Annotated in this window: 8 protein-coding genes, 1 tRNA gene, 1 other RNA gene and 1 pseudogene; 4 read left to right on the forward strand and 7 right to left on the reverse strand. The window is 73.8% G+C overall.

Annotated elements, in window-relative coordinates; translation table 11 throughout:
* Both ACFV5N_RS10765 and ffs read right to left on the reverse strand, forming a co-directional pair.
* The coding region (locus tag ACFV5N_RS10765; RefSeq protein ID WP_385596978.1) for a DNA polymerase III subunit gamma and tau at positions 1–1,330 on the reverse strand (1,330 nt) is incomplete at its 3' end.
* A gap of 26 nt (positions 1,331–1,356) precedes the next feature.
* Positions 1,357–1,451: signal recognition particle sRNA small type (gene ffs / locus ACFV5N_RS10770), an RNA gene on the reverse strand.
* A gap of 85 nt (positions 1,452–1,536) precedes the next feature.
* Here ffs and ACFV5N_RS10775 point away from each other — a divergent pair.
* Positions 1,537–1,621 (forward strand) — tRNA-Ser (locus tag ACFV5N_RS10775).
* A 151-nt stretch (positions 1,622–1,772) separates the two neighbouring features.
* Here the strand turns inward: ACFV5N_RS10775 and ACFV5N_RS10780 are convergent.
* Positions 1,773–2,030: a Txe/YoeB family addiction module toxin gene (locus ACFV5N_RS10780; RefSeq protein WP_385596981.1), complete on the reverse strand. Its 258-nt coding sequence runs from the start codon at positions 2,028–2,030 to the stop codon at positions 1,773–1,775.
* Positions 2,027–2,302 (reverse strand): type II toxin-antitoxin system Phd/YefM family antitoxin, encoded by a 276-nt coding sequence (locus ACFV5N_RS10785; RefSeq protein WP_385596984.1) that lies wholly within the window; start codon positions 2,300–2,302, stop codon positions 2,027–2,029. The genes ACFV5N_RS10780 and ACFV5N_RS10785 overlap by 4 nt, the downstream gene beginning before the upstream one ends.
* A gap of 201 nt (positions 2,303–2,503) precedes the next feature.
* On the opposite strand from ACFV5N_RS10785, the gene ACFV5N_RS10790 reads away from it, so the two are divergent.
* The gene (locus ACFV5N_RS10790) at positions 2,504–3,061 is read left to right on the forward strand and encodes a GIY-YIG nuclease family protein (RefSeq protein WP_385596987.1); all 558 of its coding nucleotides are present in this window, start codon (positions 2,504–2,506) and stop codon (positions 3,059–3,061) included.
* A 93-nt stretch (positions 3,062–3,154) separates the two neighbouring features.
* The gene (locus ACFV5N_RS10795; protein WP_385596990.1) at positions 3,155–3,706 is read left to right on the forward strand and encodes a hypothetical protein; all 552 of its coding nucleotides are present in this window, start codon (positions 3,155–3,157) and stop codon (positions 3,704–3,706) included.
* Between the two features lie 12 nt (positions 3,707–3,718).
* Here ACFV5N_RS10795 and ACFV5N_RS10800 read toward each other — a convergent pair whose 3' ends face one another.
* Together ACFV5N_RS10800 and uppS are read right to left on the reverse strand one after the other, a co-directional pair.
* Positions 3,719–5,161 (reverse strand): oxygenase MpaB family protein, encoded by a 1,443-nt coding sequence (locus ACFV5N_RS10800; RefSeq protein ID WP_385596993.1) that lies wholly within the window; start codon positions 5,159–5,161, stop codon positions 3,719–3,721.
* Positions 5,158–5,949, reverse strand: coding sequence for a polyprenyl diphosphate synthase (uppS, locus tag ACFV5N_RS10805; RefSeq protein ID WP_385596996.1), 792 nt, complete (start codon positions 5,947–5,949; stop codon positions 5,158–5,160). The genes ACFV5N_RS10800 and uppS overlap by 4 nt, the downstream gene beginning before the upstream one ends.
* A gap of 266 nt (positions 5,950–6,215) precedes the next feature.
* Here uppS and ACFV5N_RS10810 point away from each other — a divergent pair, with 266 nt between their 5' ends.
* A complete protein-coding gene (locus ACFV5N_RS10810; protein WP_385596998.1) occupies positions 6,216–7,910 on the forward strand; it encodes an ABC-ATPase domain-containing protein in 1,695 nt (564 codons plus the stop codon).
* A gap of 29 nt (positions 7,911–7,939) precedes the next feature.
* Here the strand turns inward: ACFV5N_RS10810 and ACFV5N_RS10815 are convergent.
* A pseudogene (locus ACFV5N_RS10815) lies at positions 7,940–8,382 on the reverse strand (hypothetical protein); the annotation flags it as partial.

Here is an 8,382-nt window from a genome sequence, read left to right on the forward strand (position 1 = left end):
CCTCCGCGGCGGGAACCGCCTGCTGCGGGGCCTGGGACGCCTGCGGGGCCTGCGGAGCGGGAGGCGGCGGAGCGGCCTGCTGCGGAGCCGCGGGCGCGGGCCGCACCGGCGGCGGCGCCGCCCCGGGTGCCACCGCGCCCGGAGCCGCGGCAGGCGCCACCGGCCCCAGCCGCTCCAACCGCTCAAGGCGCGCCTGAAGGGCCTGCTCGTCGTTCCCGTAGGCAGCCGGGAGCAGGACCCGGGCGCAGATCAGCTCCAGCTGCAACCGGGGCGAGGTGGCCCCCCGCATCTCCGTCAGCCCGGCATTGACAAGATCGGCGGCGCGGCTCAGCTCGGCCGCGCCCATCGCGTTCGCCTGGGCCTGGAGCCGTTCCAGCACATCGGCGGGCGCGTCCACCAGCCCCTTGTCGGCGGCGTCCGGCACGGCCGCCAGGATCAGCAGATCCCGCAGCCGCTCCAGCAGATCCGCGACGAACCGCCGCGGATCGTGCCCGCCCTCGATGACACGGTCCACCACGCCGAACGCCGCGGCCCCGCCCTCCCGGCCCCGGGAGAACGCGTCCACCACCGCGTCGAGCAGCGCGCCGTCGGTGTACCCGAGCAGCGCGGTGGCCATGTCGTACGTCACACCGCTCTCCCCCGCGCCGGCGAGCAGCTGGTCCATGACGGACATGGAATCCCGCACCGACCCGGCGCCGGCCCGCACCACCAGCGGCAGCACGGTGCTCTCGACGGGAATGGCCTCCTGCTCGCAGACCTGCGCCAGATACTCGCGCAGGGTGCCGGGCGGCACGAGCCGGAACGGATAGTGATGGGTGCGCGACCGGATGGTGCCGATGACCTTCTCGGGCTCGGTGGTCGCGAAGATGAACTTCAGATGCTCGGGCGGCTCCTCGACCACCTTCAGCAGGGCGTTGAAGCCCGCCGGGGTGACCATGTGCGCCTCGTCGACGATGTAGATCTTGTACCGGCTGGAGGCGGGCCCGAAGAACGCCTTCTCCCGCAGCTCACGCGCGTCGTCAACACCACCGTGCGAGGCGGCGTCGATCTCGATCACATCGATCGACCCGGGGCCGTTCCGGGCGAGATCACGGCACGACTGGCACGTACCGCACGGCGTGGGTGTGGGGCCCTGCTCACAGTTGAGACAGCGGGCCAGGATGCGCGCACTGGTCGTCTTGCCGCAGCCGCGCGGGCCGCTGAAGAGATACGCGTGGTTGACCCGGTTGTTCCGCAGCGCCTGCTGCAGCGGGTCGGTCACATGCTCCTGCCCGATGACCTCGGCGAAGGTCTCGGGACGATAGCGGCGGTACAGCGCGAGAGACGACACAACCCCGACGATATCGGCCACCACTGACAAGGGCCCCCCACGCACCCACCAGAGCCCGCCTACCCTTGCTGCCTTCCGGCCCTGGGGGAGTTCAGCGAGATAGCGCCACGTGAGGGGCTGACGCCAGCCTACCCGATCCCGGCCCCCTCCCGGCCCCACCCCCGGCTGGTCGCGACCACCCCTCCGCGTCTTGTATTGTTTCCGGCGGAGGATTCGCCTAGTGGCCTAGGGCGCACGCTTGGAAAGCGTGTTGGGTTCACACCCTCACGAGTTCGAATCTCGTATCCTCCGCCCAGCCTTCACCGGGCTGTACAGAAGGGCCCCACCGTTCGCGGTGGGGCCCTTCGACGTGTGCGAGGCAGGTGGCAGGACAGGCGCGGAGAGGACAACGCCCGCGTGGACGACGGCTGTTGCGCCGCGTGCACTGCACCGAGTCCGACCGTCAGTAGTGGTAGCGGGCCTTGATGATCTTCACTTCCTTGTCGTCGGCCCGGTAGACGAGCCGGTGTTCGTCATTGATCCGGCGCGACCAGTACCCCGTGAGGTCGCCCCTCAGCGGCTCCGGTTTGCCAATGCCCTCGAACGGGGTGCGCTGGATCTCGGCGATGAGCCGGGTGATCCGCCGGGCCGCCTTCCTGTCCGACGCCAGCCAGAAAAGGAAGTCCTCCCAGGCCGCGGGATCGAAGTTGACATCCCTCACTCCTCCCCCCCGGCCATCTCCCGGAGCTCGTCGATCGTCCTCGCGACCCCGGCCTCGCCCGCCTTGTCCCGCGCGATCGCCTCCATGAGCCGCTGGGCATTGGCGGGAGAACGCAGGAGGTAGATGGTCTCCTGCCAGGAGTCGTAGTCCTCGGCGGACATCAGGACGGCATCCCCGGCCTTGGACGTGATCCGTACCGGGTCGTGGTCGGTGTTGACACGTTCGATGAGCGGGAACAAGGTCTTTCTGGCCTCACTGGCACTGATGCTCATGTGTCGCCACTCCCCTTCTGTTCGGTACCGGAAAATCGTACCCCACTGGTACTCGATTCTGGTACCGGAGCGCCCCGGCCGTCACCGGCATGGTTCGCCCCCCTGCGCGCTGGTCCGGGCTCGTGGAGTCGCCGGAAGTGTCACGGGCGAGCAGGGGCCGGCCCGGGACGGGTGTCCGAGCGGTGTGGTGAGGTGGGATCCATGGAGTTCGACGAGGAGCGTCAGGCGTTGCTCCGGCCCGAGCGGTTGTGGTCGGCCGGTGAGGTGCTCGGGCGGCCGGGTCCGGTGCCCGCCGTGCCCGGGGTGTACGGCTGGCGATTCGACATGGCGCCCTTCCCGGGCCTGCCGACGGGCGAGCTGCTGTACGTGGGCATCGCGCCACGGCGCATGGCGGTCCGGACGAGCCGACAGAGCCTCCGCTCGCGGGTGCGGTACCACTTCCGGGGCAACGCCGAGGGGTCCACCCTGCGGCTCACCCTCGGCTGCCTTCTCGGTCTTGAGCTGCGCCGGGTCGGCAGCGGCCGGCGGATGACCTTCAGGGCGAGCGGCGAGGCGGAGTTGTCGGCCTGGATGGCCCGGCACGCCCGCGTCTGCTGGGTCGCGCATCCCCGGCCCTGGCTCCTGGAGAGCGCGCTCATCTCCGGCCTCGACCTTCCGCTGAACCTCGACCAGAACCGGCACAACGCCTTCCACCCCACCCTCAAGGCGCTGCGCGCCGCCGCCCGGCAGCGGGCGCGGGAGCGTCCCATCGCGAGCTGAGCCGGCCCGCCGGGGTCGGCCCGAGGGGTCTGCCGCGGCGGGATTCGGGTACGTGAGCCTTCCGTGGCAGCGACGGGAGTGGGAGGTTGGGACATGCGTCGGGTGGGGTTGGTCGGGCGTGGGCTGGCGGTGGCGGGGGTCGTGGTGCTGCTGGCCGGCGGGTGCGGGAGCGAGACGCCGGAGCCGGACCGGCCGGCGGGTTCCGCGCCGGTGGAGGAGGAGTCCTGGAGCACCGATACCACCTCCGGTGACGGGCACGGCACGCATGTGTCCCCCGCCGTGCTGGAGGAGGTCATGGTGGAGGAGGACGACGGGTACGACCGGGTGGTGCTGCGGTTCCGCGGCGGGGTGCCCGACTACATAGCTCACCCCATGGACCCGCTGGCGCACGGCGGGCTCGGCACCGAGGTCGAGATGCCGGGCGACCAGCATCTGAAGATCGTGCTCGTGGGGGTCACGGAGGAGAGTTCCTTCACCGATACGGAGGGCACGGCCGTGGTACCCGAGGTGCGGGATCTCGGGATCTTCGAGGGCGAACTCGGCGTCGGCATCGGGGTCGTCACCCCCACTGGCGAGCCGCTGTCCTACCGGGTGCAGGTCGAGGAGGAGCGGCTCGTCGTGGACATCGCGCACGCCGGGCGCTGACGGGGGAACCGGCTACGCGTCCGCCAGCAGCGGGTCGTACGGGGTGGAGCGGCGGCGGCCGGTCATGAAGGCGAGGAAGTCGCGGACGAACGCCGCCCGCGTGTACGCCTCGCCCGCCGCGCCCTCCGGCGTGCGGTGGAACCCGGTGCGGAACAGGGCGCGGTACTCGGCCTCGTCGATGACGCCGTTGCCGTCCGTGTCGGTGACCTCGAACAGCACCTCCGCGACCCTGATCAGCGCGGGCCCGGCCAGGGACGGGACGGCCCGGGCGTACTCGTCCCGGCTGACGCGGCCGTCGCCGTCCGTGTCCAGTTCCGCCTGGAGTTCGCGCCACCAGTCGGCGAACGCGGTGTAGAGCCGCGTCTCCGCCGGCTCCTCCAGGTCCAGGCGGGTGGACAGTTCGCGGGCCATGGCGGCCAGGTCGGGCCACTCCACGAAGCCGTCGCCGGTCTGGTCGAGTACCTCGGTGAAGAACGCCTCGGCGCTGCGCGGGCCGTCCGCGCCGTCCGCCGTGCCGTCCCGGTCGGCGAAGGGGACGGCCAGCCGGAGCAGCGCGCCGGCCTGCCGCATCCGGTCGCGCAGCGCGCCGAGCGTCGCCGCGTGCGGGCCGTCGGCGTCCGGGGACAGGTAGGCGAGGTCGATGAGCGTCTCGGTCCGCAGCCAGCCGTCGGGCAGGAACCGGGCCAGGCCGGTGGCCAGGTAGGCGCTCTGCATGAGCGTCTGCGCGCCGGGGAACTCCGGCAGGCCCGCCCGGCGGCGCAGCGGTTCCGGGAGCGACGCGACGGTGATGGTGCCCAGGGCCGGCCCGGCCAGGGCCCGGCCCGCCGCCCAGACGGTCGGTACGGCGGTGAGCAGCGGCGGGGCGGGGAGGTGGTCGAACAGCCGGAAGAGGATGATGCGCAGCGCCTCGGTGTCCTCCAGTTCCTCCTCGACCACCCGGTCGTAGTACCGCCAGAACTCGGGCAGCGTGGCGGGGAGATGGTCCGGGTCGACGCCCAGGGCGGCCAGGAAGGCGCGGAACTCGGCGTAGAGCTGTTCGGTGGTGGCCCGGTCCAGGGGCTGTCCGCTCAGCCGGCACATGGTGACGGAGCTTTCGAAGAGCGTGGCGACCACCCAGGCCCGGACCCCGGGGTCCATCGCGTCGTACGGCCGCTCGCGGGCGTCGGTGCCGCTCAGCCGGGCGTGCAGCCGGTTGAGGCGCGCGGCTTCCTTCTGCCGTACGGCCTCGTCGGGCCCGAACATGCGCTGGAGGCTCACCAGCGTGTTGCGCAGCCGCCGCCAGGGGTGCATGACGAACGTCGAGTTGTCGATGAGGGCCGCGCCGACCTGCGGGTGGGCGGCCTCCAGCACGGTGGCGCGGACGACGGCGAGCGCCCAGCGCGGATCGTTGAAGAACCGGTGGAACTGGGAGTCGGGGCCGAACAGCGAGCCGGGCGGTGCGGCGGTGTCCGTCATGGTGAGGTCTCTCCGTTCGGATGCGGTGCGACGGCGCCGAAGCGGCGGTCGCGGTGCCGGTAGGCGTGCAGGCACTCCACGAAGTGCGGCGCGCGGAAGTCGGGCCACAGCACCGGCGGGAACATCCACTCGGCGTACGCGACCTGCCAGAGCATGAAGTTGGAGATGCGCTGTTCGCCGGAGGTGCGGATGACGAGGTCCACGTCGGGGGTGTCGGGGTAGGGCAGGTGGTCGGCGAAGTGCCGTTCGTCGACGGCCTCGGCCGGGACGCCGCTGCGGATGAGGGACCGGGCGGCCTCGACGATGTCGCCGCGCCCGCCGTGGTCGAACGCCACGGTCAGCGTCATGCCCCGGTTGCCGCGGGTGAGGGTCATCAGGTCGGTGAAGTCCCGGGTGAGCGCGGCCGGGATCCGCGGGTCGTTCACGCCGAGGAAGCGGCAGCGGATGCCGCGCGCGTGCAGCAGCGGGGCGTGTTTGCGCACCGTGCGGCGCACCAGGCGCATGAGGTAGTCGACCTCGTCCGCGGGGCGGCGCCAGTTCTCGGTGGAGAAGGCGTACAGGCTGAGCCATTCGACGCCCGCCGACCTGGCGGCCGTGATGACGTCGATGACGGTGGTCTCGGCCGCCCGGTGGCCGGAGGTGCGGGGCAGCGAACGCTGCGCGGCCCAGCGGCCGTTGCCGTCCATCACGCAGGCGACGTGGCGGGGGACGGCGGCGGCCGGGCGCCGTACGGGAGGCGGTGCGGGGGCCGGGAGCGCGGTGCCGCCCGCCCGTTCGTCGACCGTCACGTGTGCCTCCCCTCCCCGGACGCCGCCGGGTCCGCCCGGGCGCGCGGCGCCCGGAGTACCCCGGACGGCGGTTGCCGTCCGCCCGGTGAGCGCACTCAGCAGTGTGCAGCGGCCGGCCGCCCGGCACGGGGGGATCCCGGAACATTCACCCGTCGTACGCGCGTACGCGTCCGTCACCGGCCGGTGAACCGGCGGCGGGCACCGGCGGTCCTGCCCTTCCTACAATGCGGCGGACGGCACACCCCCACACGGATCGGGACGCGTACATGGCACGGCAGGAGCCGCGGGACGGGCTGGAGCGGGAGCTGGAGAGGCTCGACGGGGCGCCGTACGGGCGGTACCGGGGGCTCACCGGCGACTGGCGGCTCGGGGCGGGCCGGACGCTGCGGCTGGTGCGGGCCCAGGCGGACCCGTTCGCGCCGCCCGGCCGGGTCGCCCTGCGGATCGACGGCCGGGAGGCCGGATTCGACCCCGCGCTGTGGGCCACCCCGGTACGGCGGCGGGCGCTCGCCGGGTACCTGGTGCGGTGCGCCGCCGGGGAGGTGCGCGGGGAGCGCGCGTACCACCTGGACGCCGGGGGGCAGGAGGTGCTGGACCGCAGCTCCTGCACGGTCGGCCCGGACGGCTCGGTCACCCTGCGGCTCGGCGTCTCGCTGCCCGGGCCGCGCCGCCGGATCGACGGCCGGGAGGCGTGGCGGCTGCTCGGCCCGGGGCTGACCCGGCTGGCCGACCGGGCGCTGCGGGCCGGGGCGCTGGAGGCGGCGCGGGTTCGGGAGTTCGTCGAGACCGTCGAGGACGCGGCGGCGCTGCGCGCGGCGCTGCCCGGGCTCGGCCTGGTCGGGTTCGTGGCGGACGGGTCGCTGCTGCCGCGCCGCAGCGGGGCGGACGACCGTCCGGCGCGCGGCGGCGGTGTGGTGCCGTTCCGCTCGCCCGGCGAGCTGCGGGTGACCGTGACGCTGCCGAACGCCGGGGAGGTCACCGGCATGGGCGTGCCGGAGGGGGTGACGCTGATCGTCGGCGGCGGCTTCCACGGGAAGTCGACGCTGCTGCGCGCCCTGGAGACGGGCGTGTGGGATCACGTGCCGGGCGACGGCCGGGAGCGGGTGGCCGCCCGCGCGGACACCGTGAAGCTGCGGGCGGAGGACGGGCGCCGGGTGGAGCGGGTGGATCTGCACGCGTTCGTCGACCATCTGCCGGGCGGCGCGGACACCACCGACTTCTCCACGGACAACGCCTCCGGTTCCACCTCGCAGGCGGCGTCGCTGTGCGAGGCGGTGGAGGCCGGGGCGCGGGTGCTGCTGATCGACGAGGACACCGCCGCCACCAATCTGATGATCCGGGACGCCCGGATGCAGGCCCTGGTGGCGAAGGAGCGGGAGCCGCTGACGCCGCTGGTGGACTCGGTCCGCTCGCTGCACCGCGACCACGGGGTGTCCACGGTGCTGGTGATGGGCGGCAGCGGTGACTATCTGGACGTCGCCGACCGGGTGATCATGATGGACGCCTACCGGCCGGCGGACGTCACCGCGCGGGCCCGCGAGGTCGCGGCCACCCCCACCGGGCGGCGGGCGGAGGCCGAGTCGTTCCCCGGTGTGGTGCACCGCCGCCCCGACCCGGCGTCCCTGGACGCCACCGCCCGGGGCCGGACCCGGATCCGCTCGCGCGGCACCGACTACCTGGTGTTCGGCGAACACGAGGTGGATCTGCGCGCCGTCGAACAGCTGGCGGACGGGCCGCAGGTGACGGGCGTCGGGCTGGCCGTCGAACTGCTGGTGCGCCGGGGCCACCTGGACGGCCGGCGGACCCTGGCGCAGGCCCTGGACCTGCTGGAGCGGGACCTGGCGGGCCCGGAGGGGGTCGGCGCGCTGCTGGCGGTGCACGACGAGGACTTCGCCGTACCGCGCCGGTACGAGGTGGCCGCCGCCGTCAACCGGCTGCGGGCGCTGCGCGTGCTGCGCTGAGCGGCGGACGGCCCGGGGCCGGACCCCGGTCAGCCGAGGCCGAAGTGCCGGGCCACCTCCTCGGCGGTGAACCGGGCCCGCAGCTTGCACGCGGAGTTCTGGTTGGCGAAGAACCCGGGGCGCCACAGGGCGAGTTCGCGGGGCACCGTACGCTCCCAGCTGACCGGGACGACCCACTCCCTGCGGTCCTCCCCGCCCTCGCCCGGGCCGTCCGCGCCGTCCCGGGTGTAGGTGCCCTTCAGCTCCAGCGCGGCCAGCCGCCGCAGGGTGCCGCCGACCTCCAGTTCGGCGTCCTCGAAGGGCCGCGCCGGGCCGGTGACGGTGCCCACGCCCACGTACCCGGACTTCGGGATGTGGGTGAACACCCGCGCGCCGTGCGGCAGGGCGCGCAGGGTGCGGGAGAACCAGTCGCCGCCGCCCGCCGAGACGAAGCCGTGGCGGCGGGCGTGGTGCCAGTCGCGCCCCCCGCGCT

Source organism: Streptomyces sp. NPDC059853 (genome assembly GCF_042731495.1).
Taxonomy (GTDB): Bacteria; Actinomycetota; Actinomycetes; order Streptomycetales; family Streptomycetaceae; genus Streptomyces.

Bases quoted from the DNA above. Each gene is read 5' to 3' on its own strand.
- ACFV5N_RS10800 (WP_385596993.1), bottom strand. From the start codon at position 5,161: ATGACGGACACCGCCGCACCGCCCGGCTCGCTGTTCGGCCCCGACTCC.
- ACFV5N_RS10795 (WP_385596990.1), top strand. From the start codon at position 3,155: ATGCGTCGGGTGGGGTTGGTCGGGCGTGGGCTGGCGGTGGCGGGGGTC.
- ACFV5N_RS10810 (WP_385596998.1), top strand. From the start codon at position 6,216: ATGGCACGGCAGGAGCCGCGGGACGGGCTGGAGCGGGAGCTGGAGAGG.
- ACFV5N_RS10790 (WP_385596987.1), top strand. From the start codon at position 2,504: ATGGAGTTCGACGAGGAGCGTCAGGCGTTGCTCCGGCCCGAGCGGTTG.
- ACFV5N_RS10785 (WP_385596984.1), bottom strand. From the start codon at position 2,302: ATGAGCATCAGTGCCAGTGAGGCCAGAAAGACCTTGTTCCCGCTCATC.